Source organism: Dyella humi, from assembly GCF_044904605.1.
Lineage (GTDB): Bacteria > Pseudomonadota > Gammaproteobacteria > Xanthomonadales > Rhodanobacteraceae > Dyella_B > Dyella_B humi.
In genome coordinates this window covers 1,923,987-1,946,927 of record NZ_JADIKI010000023.1, presented here as the reverse complement: position 1 = coordinate 1,946,927, position 22,941 = coordinate 1,923,987, and the positions used below count along the sequence as shown (strand labels likewise).

Genomic DNA, 22,941 nt, shown 5'->3' with positions numbered 1-22,941 from the left:
CGCTCGGCAAGGCGATCGAACCAGATGGCATTCGCACATCTTTGCGTCCGCTTAAGCCCGTCTGCCGTCAAACGTACCCTTACAGGAAATTACGGCTTACGCCTGAATTTTTCGCGTAAACATCCGATAAAACCGTAAGTTCTTGACTGACGTAAATAGTTGCGTTAAATAAACATTCATCGAGCATGGTTGGGGAGGGCATTCCAAGTCCCGTGCTCGGCGGCAGCAACTACTTAAATCGGGGAAAAATCGCTATGAAGAATTACATGAGCGGCTATCGTCCGCACCGTACAGCTCTAGCTATTGCGCTAGGGTTGGGCCTGGCCGGCGTGGCCATGGCACAGTCCACCACCGGCAACTTTTTCGGCCAGGCGCCGGCCGGCGATTCGGTGACGGTCATCAGCCAGACGGGCCTCACCCGCGAAGTGGCGGTGGACAGCTCCGGTCGCTATCGCCTCTCCAACCTGCCGGTAGGCACGTACACGGTCCAGCTGAAGAAAGACGGCGCCGTGGTCGACACTCGCGAAAACGTGACGCTCAACGTGGGCGTCGGTACCGACGTTACCTTCGTCGCCAAGACGCTGAGTACCGTAACGGTCAGCGCCAATGCCCTGCCGCAGATCGACGTGACCTCAGTCGACTCCCGCTCGGTGATTACCGCCAAGGATCTGCAGCGCCTGCCACTGGGTCGCACGGCCGAAGCCATCGCGCTGCTGGCGCCGGGCGTCGTGCAGGGCAGCGGCTTCTTCAACAATTCGCTCTCTTTCGGCGGCGGTAGCCCTAGCGAGAACGCGTACTACATCAACGGTTTCAGCAGTTCCGATCCGCTGTCCAACCTGGGCGGTGTGGGCCTGCCTTATGGTTCGATCGAACAGCAGGAAACCTACATCGGCGGCTACAGCGCCAAGTACGGCCGCTCCGACGGCGGCGTTATCAGCCAGATCGGTAAGCGCGGCACCAACGAATGGCATTTCGGCGGACAGATGATCTGGGAACCGCGTTTCCTGGAGTCTGATCCGGTGAACCGCAATTACCCCAACATGGCGCTGCCGTCCGGTTACACCTATGCCAAGTCGAACCTGCCGGGCACGCTCTATCAGTACCGCAAGGACGATAAGCAGTGGCGCACCGTGTATGACGCCTATGTGGGCGGCCCGCTGATCAAGGACAAGTTGTTCTTCTTCCTGTCGGCGGAAGCAGAGAAGGTGGAAGGTCGCAGCACCAATGCCGTGGATGCCTCACAGGCGGCCTATCTCAATTACACCAACAAGCTGCAGAAGTTCTACGGCAAGATCGACTGGAACATCACCGACAACAACCTGCTGGAACTCACGCACATCGTGAACAAAGAGCCGGCGGATGCTGGCGCCGGCGATCCGCTGAAGCCGAGCTCGGGCGAGTATTACGCCTTCAACTACAACACCCTCGGCACCGGCGGTGCGAAGGGCTTGTACCCGGTGTGGTCGAAGAACTCCACCACGCTCGACGTCATCAAGTACACCGGATACATCACGCAGGATCTGACGGTGAGCGCGACCTACGGTCGCAACAAAGAGACGAACTTCACCCAGATCCCGGGCCAGAACGATACTGACCCGTTCATCGCCAACCCGCTCAACCAGAATCCGGCCTATACCGGTGGCGGCACGATCACCAACGGCAACACCGTTCGCCTGATCAACTCGCCGAATGCCGAGAGCCGTACTCACGGCCTGCGCCTGGACGTCGATTACCACCTGGGCAGCCATGATCTGTCCGTGGGTATCGACAACATGTATTACCACGCGGCTGATCAGGGTCAGATCACCAGCGGCCCCGGCTACGCTTGGTATTACTTCATCACGTCCACTCCGAACAATCCGATCAACAGCTACTCCGCTGCACCGGGTTCGCCGTATTACGTGCGCCAGCGCATTTTCCACGATGCCACCAGCATGTCGGTGGCGCAGAAGGCGTATTACCTGGAAGACAAATGGCAGGTGACCGACCGTTGGTTGGTGGACGTTGGTTTGCGTAACGACAAGTTCACCAACTACAACAACAGCGAGCAGCCCTATGTACGTAGCGGCAACCAGTGGGCACCGCGCCTGGGTGCGAGCTGGGACGTGTTCGGCGATTCCAGCTTGAAGCTGTATGCCAACCTTGGTCGTTACTATCTTGCTTTGCCAAGCAGCGTGGCGATTCGCGGCGCTTCGGCTTCCACGTACACCGACCAGTACTTCACCTATACCGGCATCGCCGCGAACGGCGCACCGACCGGCGTGACTAAGCTGGGTCCGGCGCATTCCGCGGATAACGAATACGGCGTCACACCCGATCCGAAGACGTTCACCGCCACCAACCTGCGTTCGGAATACCAGGACGAGCTGATCTTGGGCTTCGACAAAACGCTGGGTTCGAGCTGGACCACTGGCGCGAAGTTCACGTTGCGCAAACTGGAAAGCGCGATCGACGACGTATGCGATACGGGCAAGATCGCTGACAAGCTGACGGCCATGGGCCTGACGGCGACTAATTACGTCACCGATCAGCCAGGCTGCCGATTGATCAATCCGGGTCAGAGCAATGACTTCCTGGTCGCGCGCACGGATGGCACCGGTTACACCAAGGTGACGATGACCAAGAACGACTGGGGCTTCACCGACGGTGCCAAGCGCAAGTACTACGCGCTGAACATGTACTTGGAGCATCCGTTCGACGGTAAGTGGCAGGGTCGCCTGGACTACACCTTCTCGCGCAGCTACGGCAACACCGAAGGCCAGGTGCGTTCGGACATCGGCCAGACCGACGTCAGCAAGACCGAGGACTGGGACTTCGCCGCGCTCATGGTGAACAGCAACGGCGTGCTGTTCAACGACCGCACGCACCAGATCAAAGCCTATGGTGCTTACGCACTGACGCCGGAGTGGATGCTGTCGGCCCGCGTGCTACTAACATCGGGTGCACCGAAGAGCTGCCTTGGCTACTACCCTGCGCCGGACACCGATCCGTCGGGATACGGTTCGGCCTATCACTATTGCTTCGCCCAGCCGTCGGCTCCGGGGGCAGCGGGCCGCATGCCATGGAATCAGCGTCTGGATCTGGGCGTGAGCTATCGCCCGATGTTCGCGCAGCAGAAGCTGGCTTTCGGCCTGGATGTGTTCAACGTGCTGAACCGTCAGATCCCGACGCAGTGGAGTGCCACCAGCGAGTCCGCCTCGCCGGGCACGGTACTCAACACGTATGGCCTGGGCATGTACTACACCCAGCCCCGCTACGTGCGTCTGTCGGTGTCTTACGACTACTGATAACAAGCTCGAAATCGGACGTCTTCCCAGAGGCGTCCGCTTCCCCGCTCGCCCCGGTTATGCCGGGGCGAGTTTTTTATGGGTGCGCGAAGCGTGTTGCATGCAGTGCGTAGGCTGGGATGCAAATCACGGCAATAAAAAAGCGGCGCATTTAACGCGCCGCTTTTTTTACTCAGATATGGCTGCAAACCTTGGCTAACCCGCGGCCACCGCTTTGACCGGCGCACTCGCCAGCATGCTCGCAATGCTCCTGCCGGCCTCACGGCCGTCATATACCGCGCGCACCACGAGATCCGCGCCGCGAACATTGTCGCCGCCAGCGAAAATCTTCGGATGGCTGGTCTGGTGCGGCAGCCGGCCATGTGCGCCAGTGATCACCTTGCCGGACGATGCGAGTTCAACGCCGTGCGTCTTCAGCCAATTCGGCGGGCTGGGTAAGAAGCCGAACGACTGGATCACCACGTCCGCCACGATGTCCGATTCGGTGCCGGGCACGTTCTGCGGCTTCGGACGTCCATCACCCGAATCGACCAGTTGCGTTTCCACCACGCGTACGCCGCGCACATGGCCGTTGCCATGGTCGAGAATCGCGATCGGCTGGCGTTGGAACAGAAAGGTGACGCCTTCTTCGCGGCTGTAATTCACTTCGCGCGCGGAGCCGGGCATGCTTGCTTCGTCACGGCGATACACGCAGGTGACGGACGTGGCGCCGAGACGGATCGCGGTACGGTTGCAGTCCATGCCGGTATCGCCGCCACCGAGCACCACCACGTGTTTGCCGTGAAAATCGAACACGGACGCGGGTTCATCGCGCAGCAGGCGCTCGGTGTTGGCGATCAGGAATGGCAAGGCATCGTGCACGCCCAGCAATTCGCGCCCGGGCAATTGGCCGTCCACGAAAGTGTAGGCGCCGGTGCCGACGAAGACCGCGTCGTATTCTTCGAGCAGCGCACCAAACTCCACGTCGCGCCCTACTTCCTTGCCGAGCAGGAAACGTACGCCCATGCCTTCGAGTACGTCGCGACGCGTACGCACGACGCCCTTATCGAGCTTGAATGGCGGAATGCCGAAGGTGAGCAGACCACCGATCTCGCGCTGGCTATCGTAAACGTCCGCTGCGATGCCTTCGCGACGCAGGCGATCGGCGCACGCCAACCCTGCAGGGCCAGCGCCGATCACTGCCACGCGATAACCGGTTTCGCACACCTTGGAAAGATCCGGCCGCCAGCCCTGGCGCAGCGCTTCATCGGTGACCCAGCGTTCAATACTGCCGATGGTCACCGAGCCGAACGCGGTCTGCTCCAGCGTGCATGCGCCTTCGCACAGACGATCCTGCGGACACACGCGCCCGCAGATTTCCGGTAGCGGATTGGTTTCATGCATCAACGTGGCCGCTTCCATAATGCGGCCCTGTTGCACCAATTTCAGCCAGTTAGGAATGTAGTTGTGCACCGGACAGGCGTGTTCGCAATACGGATTGCCGCAATCGATGCAGCGCTCCGCCTGCGAGGACGCCTGCGGTGATGCAAAGTCGCCGCCGATTTCACCGTAGCCCAGCACGCGCACCGCCACGGGGACGGTGCGCGGCGGCTGTCGAGGTACGTCGAGGAATTGGAACAGCTTTGCGCTCATGCCGCCCTCCGAAGTTCTTCAGCCAGCACGGCAAGGCTCGCGGCTTTCGGTTTCACCAGCCAGAATTTGTATTGCAGGCCGCGGAAGTCGCGCAGAATCTGCCGACCCCATTCGCTGCCGGTCAATTCAACGTGGCGGGTGACCAATTTCCGCAGGTGCTGCATGTAGTTTTCCATCCCCTCGGGTGAAATACGCAGGATGTCGACCAGCTCGTGGTTGTAGCAGTCGACGAAATCGCGCTCGAGATCGAGCACGTAAGCAAAGCCTCCGGTCATGCCCGCACCGAAGTTGAGGCCAACCTTGCCGAGCACGGCGACAACGCCGCCGGTCATGTATTCACAGCAGTGATCGCCGGCGCCTTCCACCACGGCGATCGCGCCGGAATTGCGCACGGCGAAGCGCTCACCCGCGCGGCCGGCGGCATACAACTCGCCATCCGTCGCGCCATATAAACAGGTGTTGCCGATGATCGACGCATCCTGACTTGCGTATGGCGCATCCGCTGGCGGACGCACCACGATGCGACCACCCGCCATACCCTTGCCAACGCCGTCGTTCGCTTCGCCGATCAGTTCGATATGCACGCCGCCGGCATTCCACGCGCCCAGACTCTGGCCGGCCGCGCCTTCTAGCTTCAGTTCGATCGGGCTTGCATCCATACCGTGATCGCCGTGACGACGCGCGACGTCGCCGGACAAACGCGCACCGATTGCACGATCAGTGTTCTCGATGCGATAGGCGAATGCGCCGCCGGCCTTGTTCGCTACCGCTGTGGCCGTATCGACTTCGATGCGCGAAGCCAGTTCGGCTTCGTCGCGCATTGGGTTGCGCGGCAGCGTGCAGGCGAATTCGCTGCGTGCACTCAGACCCGTGCCATCGATCAGCGGAGTGAGATCGAGCTTATGCTGCACCGGCGTCACGCCTTCGAGCTGTTCGAGCAGTTCGGTGCGTCCCACGATCTCACCCAGCGAACGCACACCGAGCTGTGCGAGATGCGCACGCACATCCCGTGCGACGAAGGTGAAGTAGTTCATCACCATCTCAGGCAGGCCGATGAAGTGATCCTTACGCAGCACCGGGTGCTGCGTGGCCACACCGGTGGCGCAGTTATTCAAATGGCAGATGCGTAGGTACTTGCAACCCAGCGCCACCATCGGACCGGTGCCGAAGCCGAAGCTTTCCGCACCCAGCAGCGCGGCCTTCACCACGTCTAAGCCAGTCTTCAGGCCGCCGTCGGTCTGCAGACGCACACGGCCGCGCAGATCGTTGCGTCGCAGTGTCTGCTGTGTTTCCGCCAGACCTAGTTCCCACGGCGTGCCGGCGTATTTGATGGAGGTGAGCGGACTCGCACCGGTGCCACCGTCGTGGCCGCTGACGGTGATCAGATCTGCGCCGGCTTTCACCACGCCAGCCGCCACCGTGCCGACGCCTGCGTGCGAGACCAGCTTCACCGAGATCAACGCCTCCGGATTCACTTCCTTCAAATCGTGAATCAGCTCGGCGAGATCTTCGATCGAATAAATGTCGTGATGCGGCGGCGGCGAAATCAGGCCGATGCCCGGCTTCGCATAGCGCAGGCGCGCAATGGTGGCATCCACCTTGTGGCCGGGCAGCTGACCGCCTTCGCCGGGCTTTGCACCCTGTGCGATCTTGATCTGCAGCACTTCGGCGTTCACCAGGTACGCCGGCGTGACGCCGAAACGTCCGGACGCCACCTGCTTGATCTTCGATGCTTTCTCCGTGCCGTAGCGCGCTGGATCTTCGCCGCCTTCACCGGAATTGCTGCGCGCGCCGAGACGGTTCATGGCGATCGCCAACGCTTCGTGCGCTTCCGGCGAGAGCGCGCCCAACGACATGCCGGCCGAATCGAAGCGCTTCAGGATCGCTTCGACAGATTCGACTTCTTCCAGCGGAATCGGTTCGGCAGCGGGTTTCAAACCGAGCAGATCGCGCAGTGCAGACGGCGGGCGGTGATCGACGAAATCGGCATACTCACGATAATCACGTGGATTGCCGGTGCGCACCGCCTTTTGCAGCGTGGCGATCACATCCGGGTTGTACATGTGGTACTCGCCGCCGTGCACGTACTTGTACAGGCCGCCGGCGCGCAGCGATTGCGCCTGGTTCCAAGCTTCCGCCGCAAGCAGGCGCTGCTCGTGTTCCAGGTCGGCGAAGCTTGCACCCCCGATGCGCGAAGGCGTGCCGGGGAAGCACAGCTCCACCACTTCCGGTGCCAAGCCGACGATTTCGAACAACTGCGCACCGCGATAACCGGCCACGGTGGAGATGCCCATCTTCGACAGAATCTTCAGCAGACCCTTGCGAATGCCGCGACGATAACTGCGACCGATCTCCTGCCGATCACCTTCGATGTGCCCTTCGCGACCGAGCTCGAACAGGCTCTGATACGCCAGCCACGGATAGATTGCCGTGGCGCCGTAGCCGATCAGGCAGGCGAATTGATGCGGATCACGCGGCGTGGCCGTCTCCACCACGATATTGCAGTGGCAACGCAGACCTTCATCGATCAGATACGCATGCACTGCGCCGGTCGCCAGCAGCGAATGGATCGGCAGCAGGTCGTGCTGTGGGTAACGATCACTCAGGAAGATCAGCGCATTGCCATCGCGCACTGATTGCGCCACGTCGAGGCACAGGCGGCGCAGCGCGGCTTCCAATCCTTCTTCCGCCGCATACATCAGGTCGAAGCGCGGTGCGTTGGCGTATTGCGGCATCGCCAACAGCTGACGCAACTTGCGCTGCGAAAGAATCGGCGAGTTGATCAGAATCTGCTTGGCGTTCTCGGGCTTCAGATCGAACACGTTGCCTTCCGGCCCGATCTGCGTCACCAGCGACATCACCAGCTTTTCGCGCAGCGGATCGATCGGCGGATTGGTGACCTGCGCGAACGCCTGGCGGAAGCGATCGAACAACGGACGTACCTGACGCGACATCGCGGCGATCGGTGTGTCGTCGCCCATCGAACCGGTGGCTTCAGCTTCCAGTTCTGCGATCACCTTCAGCACGGTTTCGCGCTCTTCGCGCGACAGGCCATATAGCTTTTGGTAGCAGCGCAATTCATCCGCCGGCAGCGGTTCGGCCGCCAGAGAAGGATCGATCAGGTCGGATTCCAGATAGCTCACGCCCGCACGCAACCAGTCGCGATACGGCGCACGCTTGCGGTTGATGTCGTCGATGTCGGCATCGCGCAGCAGGCGGTGAGTCTGGAAATCGACAGCGATCATTTCACCGGGTGCGAGGCGGCCCTTAGCGATGACGCGCGAACTGGGCACGTCCCACAAGCCGGCTTCGGAAGCGACGATCAGATGGTTGTCGTCGGACAGTGACCAACGCGCCGGACGCAAGCCGTTGCGATCGAGCGTGCAGACGGCGTAGCGGCCATCACACATCACCAGTCCGGCCGGACCATCCCACGGCTCGCTGTGCAATGCGTAGTACTCGTAGAACGCGGCGAGATCTTCGTCGATGCCTTCGCGCGCGGCAAACGCCGGCGGCACCAGCACGCGTATGGCGGCGATCATGTCCAGCCCGCCGGCCAGCAGCAGTTCCAGCGCGTTGTCGAGGCTTTCCGAATCCGAGCCGCTTTGCCGCACGAACGGGCCGATGTCGGAGAGATCAACCCGCGGCGAACGCCAGACCTGTGCGCGTGTCTGCATCCAACGGCGGTTGGCGCGGATGGTATTGATCTCGCCGTTGTGCGCCAGCAACCGGAACGGCTGCGCCAGGCGCCACTGCGGCGTGGTGTTGGTGGAGAAGCGTTGATGGAACACCACTGCATCGGACGCCAGCGCTGGATGGCGCAGATCGTCGAAGACGTCGCGCAGATGTCCTGGCGCGGCCATCGCCTTGTAGCCGATCACCTGGGCGGACAGCGACACCACATAGAACTGCGGATCGTCGGCCAGTGCATGCTCAGCGCGACGGCGTGCGCGGAACAGCGCGCGCTCGAAGCTGGCGTCGTCCATGTCGTCCGCAGCATTGATAAAGATCTGCCGCACCAGCGGCTTGGCCGCGGCCGCGATCGGGCCGCAGGCTTCCGCATTCACCACCACGTCGCGCCAGCCCGCCACAAACAGGCGTTCTTCCGCCACATAGCGCTGCAGCGTCTTGGCGGCTTCGCTGTCGGCCGATTCCAGAAACACCAGACCTGCAGCGAAACGCTCACCCAGCGGGATGCCTGCTTGCACCGCCATGGCACGCAGCCAGGAGTGCGGGTGATGGATCAGCACGCCGCAACCGTCGCCGGTGACGCCGTCGGCATTCACGCCGCCGCGGTGGGAAAGTTTGGCGAGCGCCGTAAAAGCCGTATCGACCACCCATTTGCTGGCGCGGCCGTCGATCTGGGCGACCAGACCAAAGCCACAGCTATCGTGTTCAAAACTGGGGTCGTACAACCGCGGTGCCACCAACATGACTTGAATTCCCCTTACTTCTCCGGGCTCGCTAGGGCGCAAAAAGCCTGCCGCCTCGGGAGCGGCAAGCTGCATGCGAATAAGGCTTGCAACCCGACTTTAAGCACAACTTGTGCGTCGCGTCAAAGCCGGCTAGACGTCCAAATGAAAAACGATCGTTAGATGTACCAGCTCACGCTAACAGACCAATCCTGCGCGGATGTCCGCAAAGGCGCGCTGCGGCGGCGTTTGTGGCGTCTCGCGGGAACAGTCCAGCTCAGACATAATCTGCTGCATGCCGACATCTTCCCGTGCGTTCCGATCACTCGTTTTCACCCTCATCGCCGCTGCGATCGCCCTTTCCATCAGCTTTCCCTCCATCGCCGGAGCTGCGCAGGACAGTAAGGCTGAAGCCCAACAGGCCCAGACCAAGCAGCAACTGACAGACCTGCGCGCCAAGATGCAGACGCTGGCCAAGGAGCAGGCCGACACCGCTGCCAAGCGCGACAGCGTCAACGCCGAGCTGGCCAAGCAATCCGACGTAGTGGCCGCCGCCGCCAAGGCGGTGCGCGATACCGATGCGCAAATCGCGGCCAAGCAGCAGCAACTCGATCAGTTGCAAACGCAACGATCGGTGCTCAATCAGAACCTGAGCGGACAACGCGCGGCGATCGCCGACCTGTTGCGCGCCACTTACGCCGTCGGCCACGGCTCGGATATTCGCCTGCTGCTGGGCGACGAAGACATCGCGCGCATCGCCCGCTCGCTGGAATATTCCAAGTATTTCCAGCAGGACCGCCTGCAGAAGGTGCAGCAGCTGATGACGGAACTGGCCAAGCTGCAGGATCTGGAAAACCAGATCACCGCCGAGCAGCAGGCGCTGGAGGCCACCCGCACGCAGCGCCAGCAGCAGGCCGCCAGTCTGCAGCAGCAGCGCAAGCAACAGCAGCAGCTCGCCAGCCAGATCGACGCGCAGTACAAGAACCAGGCGCAGAAGCTGGCCGCGCTGAAGCAGAACGAGCAATCGCTCAACGACCTGCTGATGAAACTGCAGAAGGCCATCGACGACGCAGCCCGCGAAGCAGCGCGCAAGGCGCGCGCCAACCCCACCGTGCCGAGCGGCGAAACCGGCAAGGCCATGGCCAACATCCGCGGCAATCTGCCCTGGCCGGCGCCCGGCCCGGTGCACACATTCGGCAACGGTGTGGTGATCGGCGCGCCGCGCGGCGCCGACGTGCGCGCGGTGGCACGCGGACGCGTGGTGTATGCACACTTCATGCGCGGCTACGGGCAGCTGATCATCCTGAGCCACGGCAACGGCTGGCTGAGCATGTACGGCAACAACGAAACCCTGCTGCACGGCGTGGGCGATGATGTGGCCGCCGGCGAGGCGCTCGGCACCGCCATGCTCAGCACCGGCGACAACACCGGGGTGTATTTCGAGCTGCGGCAGAATGGCAAGCCGGTGGATCCGCGGACCTGGCTGAGCCAGAAACGCTGATGCCGACACGGTTTAGACAGGGGTGAAGCCATCCTGCAACGCTTAAGCGGTCAAGATCGGCGTATCCTTTTGGCTATTGAATTCCGATGGCCCCGGGCGGTCTCAGCCGGGCCATCCTCTTATTTTCTGTGGAGTTTGCCCCATGCGTTTCCCCCGCCCTTGCCTGCTCGCCTTGCTGCTGGCGACGCCCGTGCTGCACGCACAGGCGGCGCCCGATGCGGCGGCGGCCGACAATGATGCCGCCCCGGCGAAAGCGACGAGTAGCGCGGCGCCCGCGGAGCAGGTGAACATGGACGACGTGCGCAATTTCGCCCACGTCTACCAGATCATCCGCCAGGCCTATGTCGAGAAGGTCGATAGCAAAACCCTGATGAACGACGCGATCAAGGGCATGCTCGCCGGCCTCGACCCGCACAGCGCCTACCTGGACAAGGAAGGCCTGCAGGAACTCAACGAGGACACCACCGGCCAATACGGCGGCCTGGGCATCGAAGTGATGGAAGACAACGGCATGCTGAAGATCGTCTCACCGATCGACGACACGCCCGCCTCGCGCGCCGGCATCAAGCCGGGCGACGTGATCACCGCGATCGAGGGCAAGGTGGTCACGCCAGACAACATCGACAGCATGTTCGACGCACTGCGCGGCAACCCGGGCACCAAGATCACGCTGGGCATCCTGCACGAAAAATCAGACCAGCCCGTCAACATGACGCTCACCCGCGAGCGCATTTCCATGACCAGCGTGAAAGTGCGCGAGCTGGAGCCCGGCTACGCATACATCCGCATCAGTCAGTTCCAGGACGACACCGCCAGCGACCTGGAGAAAAAGCTGGGTACGTTGCTCCAGAAGAACGGTGCGCAAAAAGGCGCGATCCTGGATCTGCGCTCCAACCCGGGCGGCCTACTGACGGCGGCGGTGTCGGTGAGCGATGACTTCCTCGATTCGGGCATCATCGTCACGACACGCGGGCGCCTGCCGGATTCCAACCTCACCTTCTCCGCACACCCCGGTGATCTCTTGAACGGCGCGCCGATGGTGCTGCTGGCCGACAACGGCACCGCATCGGCGGCGGAGATCGTCTCCGGCGCGCTCAAGGACAACCATCGCGCGCTGATCGTCGGCCGCCGCACCTTCGGCAAGGGCGTGGTACAGACCGTGCTGCCGCTCGACGCCGATCACGCGGTGAAACTCACCACCGCGCGCTACTACACGCCGAACGGCACCTCGATCCAGGCCGAAGGCATCAAGCCAGACATCGCGCTGGCCGACCTTACTGTGGCCAAAGTAGACGATACGCAGAACCCGATCAGTTCCGAAGCTGACCTGCCGCATCACCTGGCGAACGAAGCGATCGCGAACAGCGATGGCATCAACAACGACGGCAGCGCGGAAAACGCGAAGCTGGCGACCAGCGATTACGCGCTGTCGCAGGCGTTGAACATTCTCAAGGGTCTGGCGCTGCGGAAGGATGGCGGGCAACCGACGGCTTCGGCGCATTGATTAAAGCCCCTCTCCCGAAAGGAGAGGGACTCACTCAGCAAAATCCCTTCGAATCAGAAGTCGAACAGCTTCTCCAACGTCAGATACAACCCGCGCCGCGGCGCATACTGCGGCGCGCCGACGCCGATGCCCGTGCCGCTGCGCAGTCGGTACGAGCGATCCAGCGCATTGATCAGCGCCAGCTGTGTATGCACCTTACCGAAGCTGTCGAAGTTGAAGTCGTGCGACACGTTGAAGTTGAGCTGGAAGTAGTACGGCAGCGAGAGGCCGTTGGGCACCAGACCTGCCTGGCGCAAGCCGCTGCCGAATAGGTAATCGGCGCCCACCTTGGTGCTGTCGGTGATGGCGTAGGTCACGCCACCCGATGAAGCCAGCTTCTGATCGTGGTCGAGGTGGATCCAGTTATTGGTGATATAGGCCAGCTCGTCCACGCCGAAGTTGTACTGGCCGGTGATCACGTCCTTGCCCATGGCGCGGCTGAATGCGGCATTGAAATACGCCGATACCGGGCCATGGTTGTAAGAAAGAGTGAGCTCGGTGCCGCGAACGCGGCCGTACTTGTAGTTAAACGTGGAGTACACCAGCGCGGTGCCGAACTGCCCCAGGTCCTGCAGACGCTCCACCTTGCGGTAGTAGGCATCCAGGCCCAGTGTCCAGTCCGAACCGATGTTCTGTTGAACACCCGCGTCGAAATAGTTGGAGCGCTCCGTCAGCGGCGTGTTGTTGCCGTAGTTCTTCACCGCATTGGTGGTGTTGGCGAACGCGTTGATGTTCTCGGAGGAGATCAACTCAGTCTGCGGCGGCGTGAAATAGCGCGAATAGCCAGCATGGAACGTCGTGCTGTCGGTCGCCTGCCACACCACGCCCACGCGCGGGCTCAGCTGGCTTTCCTCACGAAACGCCGTGTAGCGATCGCCACGCACGCCGTAGTTCAGCGTCCAGGCGTCGCTGATATCCCATTCGTCCTGCAAGTAGATCGCCGCCGTCTTGGCGAGAATGCGATCGCCGGTGAAGATGTTGAACGGCACTGTGCTGGCCTGGCTACCGTCCGGATTGGTCGGGAACACCAGCGAGTTGGTGCTCGTAGCGGCGCGATCGAATTCGTAATACACGCCATAGCGCAAGGTGTGATTGCTCGCCCACGGCGTAGCGAAGTCAGCTTGCAGCGTCGAAGCGCGGTCGGTCTGATTGATCTGGCCGGCCACGCCGTTGAACATCAGGTCGCCAATGTCATCGGGGTAGTACTGCAGTCCGCTGTAGCGCTGGCCCACCGATACTTGATAGGCGGTATCGCCGAACTTGCCCTGCAGCGCCAGCATGCCGAAGCGCGTCTGCTCGTTCTGGCGCTCGTTCAAGTTGGCGGAGTTGAAATCGGTCTGGTCCAGATAGCCGAAATTCGGCGTCTGGCTGGGATTGTTCGGAATCTGGAAGCGATTGTTGGTCACGCCGAACAGGAAGCTCAGGCGCGTGTCGTTGTTGATCAGGTAAGAGATATCACCGAAGCCTTTCACCTGGTTGGTGTGATCGTGGATCGGATCGCGGCTGCGCGTCGGATTCTCGATGCCGACGTTGTTCTCTATGTAATTGCCGGTGAAGAAGTAGCTCCAGTTGCCGCTATGGCCCCAGATCGACGCATACGGATTGACGGAGCCGAACGATCCACCGGTGATGCCCACCACGCCGCCATTGCCGAGATCCGCGCCACTCTTGGTGGTGACATCTACTACCGCCGCCGTGCGCTCGCCGTATTGCGCCGGTAAGGCGCCGTCCAGCAGTTTCACCGTTTGGATCATGCGCGGATCCAGGGTCTGGCCGAAACCCGCGATTGACTCCGGCAGCATGACGCCATTGATGCGGTACTGCAGGTTGGCGTGATCGCCGCGCACGTGCAGCTGACCGTAGGAATCCTGCACCACGCCAGGCGCCTGCAGCAGCACTTGGTTGAGCGGCGTGGAGGCACCCAGCGGCAGCGCCTGGATGTCCTGCGCACTGATGACGTACTGGCTGCTGCCCGTATCTGGCGACAAGTTGTTGCGCGCTACATCCAGCGCGGCGGAAACGTTGACCGTACCAAGCTGCTTCGCCTTGGTAGCCCGGCGGTTGCGCGAGCCCTGGTCAATGGTGTCGCCCTGAGTATCGTCACCGGGTGGTTGTTGTGTGGCGGTGTTCGAAGAACTGCTGGCGGCGGCAGGCACCTGATCGCCGCCGGGCGCGGCCGTGGCGGCGACGGCGTATAGCGCAAGGCTGAGACCAAGGGCAAGCGGAGACATTTTCATGCAGGGGAATCCAGGGCGGAGTTGAACGAAAGAACAGTCCGCAATGTTATAACATTTCCCTTACACCCTAGTGCCCGTCCCAGAAGTCATGCCCGGCCCCCCAGGTGGTTCATGCCGCCCTCATCAGCGCTGCACATGGCCGGACTATGATCCCGGGTCTGTTGTTTCCTCACGTTGTTTTCCCTAGGGAGCACGGCATGACCGAGCCCAACGACACGCAAGCCACCCCCGGCCTTCCGGCTGTGATCACACAGGACGAGGCCAGCAGCCGGGTGACGCGAGCCATCCTGGATTTCATCAGCCAGGTCCCCGACAGCAAGTTGCACAGCCATTCCGACCCAGAAGCCGAGGCGCGCCGTCTGGCCAACCGCGCCGCTCAGCGCGCCGCGCTGACCGCCGGCACGCTCGCCCTGCCGCCCGGCCCGCTTGGGTGGCTCACCATCCTGCCGGAGCTGATCTCGATCTGGAAAATCCAGGCGCAACTGGTCAGCGACATCGCCGCTGCGTACGGCAAGCACGCAGAACTCGGCCGCGAACAAATGCTGTGGTGCCTGTTCCGCCACACGTCCGCACAAGCGTTCCGCGACCTGGTAGTGCGGCTGGGCGATCGCCTGATCTTCCGCCGCGTGTCCTATGGCGTGATCGAACGCATCGCCAAGCAGATCGGCGTGAAAGTGACGCAGCGCGCGCTGGGCGAAGGGCTTTCGCGTTGGATGCCGATAATTGGCGCAATCGGCGTCGGCGGTTATGCCTATTACGACACGCGACAAGTGGCCGCGACGACGATTGCGATGCTGAAGAGCGACATCGGCATGGCCGATGGGGACGATGCAGCCGCGGACGTGACACAGGAAGTGCAGGCGACGCGTTTGCATTAGGACGGCGCAAGGCAACGCGATAAAGTTCAGCTGTTTCCTCACCGTTATTCCGGCGTAGGCCGGAATGACGGTGAGGCATGATTCCGCGTTACTGCAGGGGCCTCACATGGATTCGTCCAAACCGCAGCATCCGGTCGTACTGATCACCGGCGGTGCCAAGCGCGTCGGCGGCGTGATCGCGCGCACGCTGCATGCCGCCGGCTACGATCTCGCGCTGCACTGCCGCCGTTCGATGACCGAGGCGGATGCTCTGGCTGCCGAACTTTCCGCACAACGCGCCGATAGCGTGCTCGTGCTGCAGGCTGACCTTGCCGATCTGCACGCACTGCCGGAACTGCTCGACACCACGCTGGCGCGTTATGGCCGCCTCGATGCACTGGTCAACAATGCCTCCGCGTTCTACCCCACGCCGCTGGAAACCGCCACGATCACACAATGGAATGAGTTGTTCGCTTCCAACGCGCAAGCGCCATTCTTTCTCGCGCAAGCTGCGCTACCCGCTTTGCGTACAACGCGTGGCGCGATCGTGAACCTGGTGGACATCTACGCGGAACGCGCGCTGGCGCAACATCCCATCTATGTGATGGCGAAAGCAGCGCTCGCCGCCATGACGCGCTGCTTGGCGCTGGATATCGGCCCTGACGTGCGCGTCAACGGCGTCGCACCTGGCGCGGTGATGTGGCCGAGCGACGGCAAGCCCTACGCCGAACAAGAAACCATGCTTGCACGCACGCCACTCCAGCGCAGCGGCACGCCAGAAGACGTCGCCAGCGCGGTGCTTTGGTTATTGCGCGACGCACCCTTCGTAACCGGCCAGATCATCCGCGTGGACGGCGGGCGCAGCGTGACGATCTGAACTTACAGCGGCTCGAGTTTCAGAGGTTCGCGTTCGACGGGAAACGCCGCCCATAGTTCCGCCATGGTGCTTCCGCTGACGGGATGACGCACATCGGGTGCGATGTCGGCAAGCGGCTTCAGCACGAAGGCATGCTTCAGTTCCTTGCGCGGAATATCCAGATGCCCCGGCCCCTGCGTCACCAGGTCGTCGTACAGCACGATGTCCAGATCGAGCGTGCGATCGGCATAACGCGGCACGTCGCGGCGACGCCCGTGGTGATCTTCCAGCGCATGCAGCCAATCGTTGAGCGCGTTGGGGTCGAGGTCCGTATCAAGACCCACCGCAAGATTGACGAAGTCGGCGCCATCAAAACCCACTGCCGCGCTGCGGTACGCCGGCGACACGTTGATGTGGCCGAAACGCGCGCGCAATTCGTCCAGCGCGGCGCGCAGGTAGTGATGCGGTTCCTGGTTGGAACCCAGGCTTAGGTAGACGCGAGCCATGTCTAGGAACGTTTGCCGCGCTCGATGCACACGCCCACGGCTTTCGCGCCGCGCACCGCACCAGGCTTGGAAAGCTTCAGCCGCACCCACGCCACGCCGAATTCGACGCGGATGATTGCAACGCAGCGCTCGGCCAACGTTTCCACCAGGCCGAAACTGGATTCGCTCACATACGCGATCAGCCGCTTGGACACGTCCTTGTAATTGAGCGTGTCAGCGATGTCGTCGCTGGCGGCGGGTACGGTATTGTCGAACGCCATCTCGATGTCGAACGACAAGGTCTGGCGCACGCGCCGCTCCCAGTCGTAGATGCCGATGACAGTGTCGATGCGCAAATCTTCGATGAAAACGATATCCATGCGTGCAAGCGTCGCGGATGCGGGCGATACGATCAAGCGGCGGGTGGCAGGGTCTGCAGGTCCCAGCGCGGAAACACCTGCACGGATTCGTCCTGATGCTGCCCATGCGCCAACCGGATGGCGCCGGCCAGCGCGATCATCGCGCCGTTGTCGGTGCAGAACTGCAGACGCGGGAAATAGGTCTTGAAACCGTCCTTGGCGCCCGCGGCAGCCAGCTCTTCGCGCAAACGACGATTGGCGCCCACGCCACCGGCGATCACCAGCCGTTTCACGCCAGTTTGGGCCAGCGTGCGACGGCATTTGATCAGCAATGTATCGACGATCGCTTCCTCGAACGCGCGTGCGATATCGGCACGGGTCTGTTCGCTTTGATCGGACTGCTGCCAGGCCAGCAGCACCTGCGTCTTGAGGCCCGAGAAACTGAAATCCAGCCCGGGGCGATCCGTCATCGGACGCGAAAAACGGAACGCACCCGGCCGACCCTGGCCTGCCAACGCCGCCAACGCCGGGCCACCCGGGTACGGCAGGCCCATCAGCTTGGCGGTCTTGTCGAAGGCCTCGCCGGCGGCATCGTCCAACGTGTCGCCCAGGATGCGGTAATGACCGATGGACTGCACCTCCACCAGCATCGAATGGCCGCCGGACACCAGCAAGGCCAAGAAGGGCGGCTCGGGCGGATCGTCTTCCAGCAAGGGGGCTAGCAGGTGCCCTTCCATATGATGCACACCGATCGCCGGCACACCCAGCGCCCAGGCCATGGCGCGGCCGGTGGCGGCGCCCACCAGCAAGGCGCCCACCAGGCCGGGACCCGCCGTGTAGGCCACCCCGCCGAGGTCAGCCGGGGTCAAACCCGCTTCCTTCAAGGCTTCGCGCACCAAGGGCAATAGCTTGCGCACGTGGTCGCGGCTGGCCAGTTCCGGCACCACGCCGCCGTAATCCGCATGTAGCTTCACCTGGGTGTACAGGGCATGCGCCAGCAGCCCCTGCCCCGGCGCCTTGGGCTCCCAACGCAACAGGGCGACGCCGGTTTCGTCGCAGGAGGTCTCGATGCCCAGCACAGGGCGGGGAACGGGGGACGGGGGACGGGGAACGTTGGACATCTCGAAATGCGCTGGCTTTAATATATAGACGCTCATTCTTGCCTATATTGCGGTTAGAGCGGCATCTTTCATGTTCCCCGCTCCCTGTTTCCCGCTCTCCGCTCTTTGAATTTTTCACGTCACTCGGCGTATACTTTGCGGCTCGCCGCAGTCTTGTGGCCATTTCCACCATCCGGAGTTTCCATGCCCAGCGTAAAAGTCCGCGAGAACGAGCCGTTCGAACTCGCCCTGCGTCGCTTCAAGCGCACCTGCGAAAAGGCCGGCATCCTCGCCGAGACCCGTAAGCGTGAGTTCTATGAAAAGCCGACCCAGGAACGCAAGCGCAAGCGCGCCGCTGCCGTTAAGCGCCATCTGCGCCGCCTGTCGCGCGACGTTTCGCGCAAGACCCGTCTGTACTGAGCGCTCCCGCCTCGGCGGGGCTTGAGAGTTCTGGCGCGTTCCGCGCCGCACTCGTCCAGCGTTTGTAGTCGGCGCGTCCATTCGCAGCCGCTGTCAGCAAGGCACTTGCACTGGCCGACGTTGCCCCGCAACGTCGGCTTTGTGCTTTCCGAAGGAGTGGTTCCATGCCATTGAAACAACAGCTTACCGAAGACATGAAGGCCGCCATGCGCGCTGGCGACAAACAGCGCCTCGGCGTGATCCGCCTGATCCTGGCCGCAGTCAAGCAGCGCGAAGTGGATGAGCGGATCGAACTGGACGACACCCAGACCATCGCGGTGCTGGAGAAGATGCTCAAGCAGCGCAAGGATTCGATCAGCCAGTATGCCGCCGCCAACCGCGAGGATCTGGCCGACGTGGAGCGCGCCGAGATGACGGTGATCGAGGGCTACCTGCCCGCCAAGCTCAGCGAAGCCGAAATCGACGCGTTGATCGAAGCGGCCATCACCGAGACCGGCGCGACCAGTGCACGCGACATGGGTAAGGTAGTCGCCGCAGTGAAGACCAAGGCCGCCGGTCGCGCCGACATGGGCCAAGTGTCCGCCCGCATCAAGGCCCGCCTGGGTTGATGCCCGCCCACGGCAACGCCCGGATGGCGCTGCCTTCACGCCCGCCGCGTTTAGATGCTTCCACGCAACACATAGCGTAGGGGAAAGACGCATGCTCAAGTGGGCCATCATCTTCGCGATCATCTCCCTGGTTGCCGGCTGGCTGGGCTTCGGCACGCTGTCCGGCGCAGCCGCCGCCATTGCCAAGGTGTTGTTCGCGATCTTCGTAATCATCTTCCTGATTGCCTTGCTGGCAGTGATCGGCGTGATCCACATGGCGACGTGATTCGCATTCCTCAGCGATAGCGATCTCACCGCAGGGTCCGGCTAGACTAGCCGGACTATGCGCGGTCGCATCCCCGATAGCTTCATCGACGAACTGCTCGCCCGCGTCGACATCGTCGACGTGATCGAGCGGCGCGTGCCGTTGAAGAAAGCCGGACGCGAATGGACCGCCTGCTGCCCGTTCCACAACGAGCGCACGCCCTCGTTCTACGTAACTCCCGCCAAGCAGTTCTTCCATTGCTTCGGCTGCGGCGCGCACGGCAGTGCGATCAAATTTCTGATGGACTATGAGCGGCTGGAATTTCCGGACGCGGTGGAAGAACTGGCGCAATCCGTCGGGCTGAAAGTGCCCTACGAAGGCGCACGCGACAATGCGCCACGCGAAGACAAGACCGATCTCTACGCCGTACTCGACGCCGCCGCACGCTGGTACGAAGGCGAGTTGAAGAAAAGCGACGAAGCCGCGGCCTACTGCCAGAAGCGCGGCCTGGATGCGGACACCATGGCGCGCTTCCGCATCGGCTGGGCGCCGGCCGGTTTCGACGGCGTGATCCGCAGTCTCGGCACCAACGAAAAGCGCATGCAACTGCTGACCGAAGCGGGCATGGTCGCCAGCAATGAGCGCGGCAGCAAATACGACCGCTTCCGCGAACGGTTGATGTTTCCGATCCTGGATCGTCGTGGGCGCGTCATCGCGTTCGGCGGCCGTGTACTGAAATCGGAGCAAGGCCCGAAATACCTCAACTCACCCGAAACGCCGCTGTTCCACAAAGGTCGCGAGCTGTTCGCGCTATGGCAGGTCAAGCAGGCCAACAGCAACCTCGCGCGCATCGTGGTGGTGGAAGGCTACATGGACGTGATCGCGCTGCATCAGGCGGGCCTGCCGATTGCAGTGGCGACATTGGGCACCGCCACCACGCCCGAACACACCGAAGTGCTGTTCCGCGCCGCGCCAGATGTAGTGTTCTGCTTCGATGGCGATCGCGCCGGCCGCGCCGCCGCGTGGAAAGCACTGGAATCGGCCCTGCCGCGCTTGCGCGATGGGCGCCAGGCGTATTTTCTGTTTCTGCCGGACGGCGAAGATCCGGACACGCTGGTACGCAAGGAAGGCAAAGAAGGTTTCGAGAAGCGTCTGCGCGAAGCCACGCCGCTGTCCGAATATTTCTTCAACGAACTTTCGCACGAGGTAGATCTGGGCAGCCTCGACGGGCGCGCACGCCTAGCCGAGCGCGCACGCCCATTGATCGCGCGCCTGCCGGATGGCGCCTTTCGCGACTTGATGGCGCAGGAGCTGGAAAAACGCACCGGCGCACGCGCGGTGCTGGAAGCCGATCCGGCAGCGCGACGCCCTGTGCAACGTCCGGTCGCGGTGCAGCGTTCGCTGGTGCGCAGCGCCATCGGCCTGCTGCTGGCGCAACCCGGGGTTGCCGATGAAGTGGAGCGCCCCTACGGCTTTCTGCGCCTGGACAAACCGGGCGTGGATCTGCTCGCCGAACTGATCGATACCGCACGCGCCCGACCCGGCATCAACGCGGCAATGCTAGTGGAGCATTTCACCGGGCGGCCCGAATACGCCGCCTTGCAAAAGCTGACGGTTGCTACGACCGTCGGCGAGCCGGAAATCCAGCGCATCGAATTCTTCGACGCATTGGCACGCATGGAGAAGCAGGCCATTGACCAGCGCCGCGATGCGCTGGTCGCCAAGAATCGCGAAGGCACGCTGAGCTCTGCTGAAAAGGCCGAGCTGCGCGAATTGCTTGCCGCGCGCGCGCCGACGCCCACGGCCGCATCATGACCCGCTTTTCGACAACAAGGAACGTCGATGGATTTGCTTGAACGCCTGATCACTTTCTTCGCCGAACACGGTTATGTAGCCGTGTTCATGGCGCTGCTGCTGTGCGGCGCCGGCCTGCCGCTGCCGGAGGACATCACCCTGGTCGCCGGCGGCGTGATCGCGGGCCTGGGCTACGCCGACGTACACACCATGGCCGCCGTCACCATGGTAGGCGTACTGGCCGGTGATGCAGGCATGTTTCTGCTCGGCCATCACTACGGCGTACACATGCTGCAGTGGAAACCCATCTCCTTGCTGATGCCGCCGCGCCGCTACGCGAAGATGCAGGACAAGTTCGCGCGCTTCGGCAACCGGCTTATGTTCTTCGCGCGCTTTCTGCCCGGCATGCGCACAGCGGTGTACATCACCGCGGGCGCCACACATCGCGTGAGCTTCTGGCGCTTTTTGCTGCTTGATGGCATGGCCGCGTTGGTGAGCGTGCCGTTCTGGGTGTATCTGGGCTACTTCGGCGCCAACCGGCGCGAATGGCTCGGCATGTGGATACAGCGCGGGCAGAACAGTCTGTGGCTGATCGGCGGCGTCGTATTGCTGGTGTTACTGGTGCTGTGGTGGCGTAGGAAGCGGCAATCAGCGTAATCCTCATGGCCGTCATTCCCGCGAAAGCGGGAATCCATGTTGCTCTAAAGCTCAAAGCGAAGATGGATTCCCGCTTTCGCGGGAATGACGGCCATGCAGATCATCTATCTCAGTGAACTGACGCTGCCTGATTGCGCAGAAAACTGCTTGTGCAGATCATCACTCAGCATTTGCATGCTCTGCTGACTCACCTGGATCAAACCGTTCACCGGCGAATCCAGATCCGCAATCAAGCTCATGGCAATCGCCACCGTCAGCACGGGGATGAACGTGGCCAGGGCTGCGCGATGGCGTTGGCCGTAACCGATGATCACCGAGGTCAGAATCGCCAGCACCGCCATCAATGCCCAGATATCCTGCGGCACGCGATTGCGTCGCGCAGCCACGCGCTTGGCATCGAGATCGATCACGTCGTTCAACGCCGATACGTACAACCCCATGATGGGTGTCGGTGACTGCTGCGCGGCGGCCGTCGCCTGGTTCCACAATTCGTTCTGGATCTGCCTGGCGCGCTTTACCTCGGAACTGTTTTCGTCGATATCGGACATTGTGCCGAAGACAGCCAGGCGCGCATCGACATAATCGCGAAACAGCCCGGGCGCGGCGCTACGTATTGGTTCGGCCTGCATGGCGGCGCGCAGGTAGGCGGTACCGATGGCATTGGACTCCTCCAGCACCAAGTCCTTGCGCTGGTCGAAGCGCGAAAGGGCCATGCTGAGGGTGAAACCGATCAGCAGACTCAGCAATATCGCGAGTTGATTGCGCGTTTGGTGAACCTCCTTTTCCCAATCTTCCTCATCGCGACGCTTGGCGAATGCGCGCAGGCGATAACCCAGTTCATGGGCCAGCAACAGCACAAGCGTAACGAGTACAAACAATTCAACCGGATGGTTCAGCAGGTACATCAGCGCACTCCTTTTGCAGATGCATTTACGTTTGTGGCGTGACG

17 protein-coding genes are annotated in these 22,941 nt (G+C 62.3%); 10 read left to right on the top strand and 7 right to left on the bottom strand.

Annotated elements, in window-relative coordinates; genetic code table 11:
- The first annotated feature begins 254 nt into the window (after positions 1-254).
- A complete protein-coding gene (locus ISP18_RS19770; RefSeq protein ID WP_380011471.1) occupies positions 255-3,287 on the top strand; it encodes a TonB-dependent receptor in 3,033 nt (1,010 codons plus the stop codon).
- A 195-nt stretch (positions 3,288-3,482) separates the two neighbouring features.
- Here ISP18_RS19770 and ISP18_RS19765 read toward each other — a convergent pair whose 3' ends face one another.
- Together ISP18_RS19765 and gltB are read right to left on the bottom strand one after the other, a co-directional pair.
- Positions 3,483-4,919 carry an FAD-dependent oxidoreductase gene (locus tag ISP18_RS19765; RefSeq protein ID WP_380011468.1) on the bottom strand — a complete coding sequence of 479 codons (1,437 nt, stop codon included), beginning with the start codon at positions 4,917-4,919 and terminating at the stop codon, positions 3,483-3,485.
- Entirely contained in the window at positions 4,916-9,346 is a 4,431-nt protein-coding gene (gene gltB / locus ISP18_RS19760) for a glutamate synthase large subunit (protein WP_380011946.1), read from the bottom strand. The genes ISP18_RS19765 and gltB overlap by 4 nt, the downstream gene beginning before the upstream one ends.
- 280 nt (positions 9,347-9,626) lie before the next feature.
- Here gltB and ISP18_RS19755 point away from each other — a divergent pair, with 280 nt between their 5' ends.
- Together ISP18_RS19755 and ISP18_RS19750 are read left to right on the top strand one after the other, a co-directional pair.
- Complete coding sequence (locus ISP18_RS19755) at positions 9,627-10,832, top strand: murein hydrolase activator EnvC family protein (protein WP_380011465.1); 1,206 nt, start codon at positions 9,627-9,629, stop codon at positions 10,830-10,832.
- 142 nt (positions 10,833-10,974) lie between these two features.
- Complete coding sequence (locus tag ISP18_RS19750; RefSeq protein WP_380011462.1) at positions 10,975-12,336, top strand: S41 family peptidase; 1,362 nt, start codon at positions 10,975-10,977, stop codon at positions 12,334-12,336.
- A gap of 53 nt (positions 12,337-12,389) precedes the next feature.
- On the opposite strand, the gene ISP18_RS19745 is transcribed toward ISP18_RS19750, so the two are convergent.
- The gene (locus tag ISP18_RS19745; protein WP_380011459.1) at positions 12,390-14,612 is read right to left on the bottom strand and encodes a TonB-dependent receptor; all 2,223 of its coding nucleotides are present in this window, start codon (positions 14,610-14,612) and stop codon (positions 12,390-12,392) included.
- A 197-nt stretch (positions 14,613-14,809) separates the two neighbouring features.
- Here ISP18_RS19745 and ISP18_RS19740 point away from each other — a divergent pair, with 197 nt between their 5' ends.
- Both ISP18_RS19740 and ISP18_RS19735 read left to right on the top strand, forming a co-directional pair.
- Positions 14,810-15,490: a hypothetical protein gene (locus ISP18_RS19740; RefSeq protein WP_380011457.1), complete on the top strand. Its 681-nt coding sequence runs from the start codon at positions 14,810-14,812 to the stop codon at positions 15,488-15,490.
- Positions 15,491-15,596: 106 nt separating this feature from the next.
- Positions 15,597-16,346: a pteridine reductase gene (locus ISP18_RS19735; protein WP_380011454.1), complete on the top strand. Its 750-nt coding sequence runs from the start codon at positions 15,597-15,599 to the stop codon at positions 16,344-16,346.
- A 2-nt stretch (positions 16,347-16,348) separates the two neighbouring features.
- Here the strand turns inward: ISP18_RS19735 and folK are convergent, their stop codons facing one another.
- The 3 genes from folK to tsaD are packed head-to-tail and all read right to left on the bottom strand — an operon-like array spanning position 16,349 to position 18,290.
- The gene (gene folK, locus ISP18_RS19730) at positions 16,349-16,831 is read right to left on the bottom strand and encodes a 2-amino-4-hydroxy-6-hydroxymethyldihydropteridine diphosphokinase (protein WP_380011451.1); all 483 of its coding nucleotides are present in this window, start codon (positions 16,829-16,831) and stop codon (positions 16,349-16,351) included.
- Positions 16,832-16,833: 2 nt separating this feature from the next.
- Positions 16,834-17,190, bottom strand: a complete 357-nt coding sequence (gene folB / locus ISP18_RS19725; protein WP_380011447.1) for a dihydroneopterin aldolase — start codon at positions 17,188-17,190, stop codon at positions 16,834-16,836.
- Between the two features lie 32 nt (positions 17,191-17,222).
- Positions 17,223-18,290, bottom strand: coding sequence for a tRNA (adenosine(37)-N6)-threonylcarbamoyltransferase complex transferase subunit TsaD (gene tsaD / locus ISP18_RS19720; RefSeq protein WP_380011444.1), 1,068 nt, complete (start codon positions 18,288-18,290; stop codon positions 17,223-17,225).
- 183 nt (positions 18,291-18,473) lie between these two features.
- Here tsaD and rpsU point away from each other — a divergent pair, with 183 nt between their 5' ends.
- The 5 genes from rpsU (at position 18,474) to ISP18_RS19695 (ending at position 21,992) form a co-directional block, all read left to right on the top strand.
- Positions 18,474-18,689, top strand: coding sequence for a 30S ribosomal protein S21 (gene rpsU / locus ISP18_RS19715; RefSeq protein ID WP_109724432.1), 216 nt, complete (start codon positions 18,474-18,476; stop codon positions 18,687-18,689).
- Between the two features lie 164 nt (positions 18,690-18,853).
- The gene (locus ISP18_RS19710; RefSeq protein WP_380011441.1) at positions 18,854-19,297 is read left to right on the top strand and encodes a GatB/YqeY domain-containing protein; all 444 of its coding nucleotides are present in this window, start codon (positions 18,854-18,856) and stop codon (positions 19,295-19,297) included.
- A gap of 91 nt (positions 19,298-19,388) precedes the next feature.
- Complete coding sequence (locus ISP18_RS19705; protein ID WP_380011438.1) at positions 19,389-19,562, top strand: DUF1328 domain-containing protein; 174 nt, start codon at positions 19,389-19,391, stop codon at positions 19,560-19,562.
- Between the two features lie 57 nt (positions 19,563-19,619).
- Positions 19,620-21,356 carry a DNA primase gene (gene dnaG / locus ISP18_RS19700; RefSeq protein ID WP_380011435.1) on the top strand — a complete coding sequence of 579 codons (1,737 nt, stop codon included), beginning with the start codon at positions 19,620-19,622 and terminating at the stop codon, positions 21,354-21,356.
- A 27-nt stretch (positions 21,357-21,383) separates the two neighbouring features.
- Positions 21,384-21,992, top strand: a complete 609-nt coding sequence (locus ISP18_RS19695) for a DedA family protein (RefSeq protein WP_380011432.1) — start codon at positions 21,384-21,386, stop codon at positions 21,990-21,992.
- 104 nt (positions 21,993-22,096) lie between these two features.
- On the opposite strand, the gene ISP18_RS19690 is transcribed toward ISP18_RS19695, so the two are convergent.
- Positions 22,097-22,897 carry a bestrophin-like domain gene (locus tag ISP18_RS19690; RefSeq protein ID WP_380011429.1) on the bottom strand — a complete coding sequence of 267 codons (801 nt, stop codon included), beginning with the start codon at positions 22,895-22,897 and terminating at the stop codon, positions 22,097-22,099.
- Positions 22,898-22,941: the final 44 nt, after the last annotated feature.